The sequence below is a fragment of the Streptomyces thermospinosisporus genome, from assembly GCF_039526425.1.
Lineage (GTDB): Bacteria > Actinomycetota > Actinomycetes > Streptomycetales > Streptomycetaceae > Streptomyces > Streptomyces thermocarboxydovorans.
Map to the genome: position 1 here is coordinate 46,786 of NZ_BAAAIZ010000009.1, position 558 is coordinate 47,343.

Genomic DNA, 558 nt, shown 5'->3' on the forward strand with positions numbered 1-558 from the left:
AGCCAGCCGGCGGCCACCGCGGACCGTCCGGCGAGCGTGTGCTCGTAGTACAGCAGCCAGGCCATGAGACCGGCCCGCCGCTCGGCGCCCGCCTGCCTCGCCCACGGGTGGGCGCCGCAGCGTTCGAAGCCCATCAGCGCCTCCCCGAGCCGCTCCCGCGCCTTCCGCAGCCGCCGCCTGCGCCGCAGCCACATGCCGTACAGCAGGGCGGTGCGGGCCCGTTCGAAGTCGCCGGCGCTCTCCTCGTGCCGGTCCAGGGCACGCCGGTACAGCAGGCCGGCCTGCTCCGGGCGGGCCAGCAGGGCGCGGCAGCGCAGCAGTTGGGCGGGGGCCTGCGGGTCGGCGCCGCAGGCGGCCCACACGGCGAAGTGCTCGACCACCGTCCGGGCGTGCTCCGGCCGTCCGGCGAGGGCCGCGGCCTCCACGAAGCAGGGGACGGCCAGCATCCACACCGCGAAGTGGCCGCGGCGGGGGCCGGGGCGCACCAGTGGCCCGAGCCGGTCGGCGGCCTCCCGGGGCCGGCCGGCACCGAGGTCGGCGCGGGCTGCCGCCCACTGC

General features: G+C 79.2%; 1 pseudogene. It reads right to left on the reverse strand.

Annotated features, from left to right (window positions below):
- A pseudogene (locus tag ABD207_RS04195) lies at positions 1–558 on the reverse strand (hypothetical protein); the annotation flags it as partial.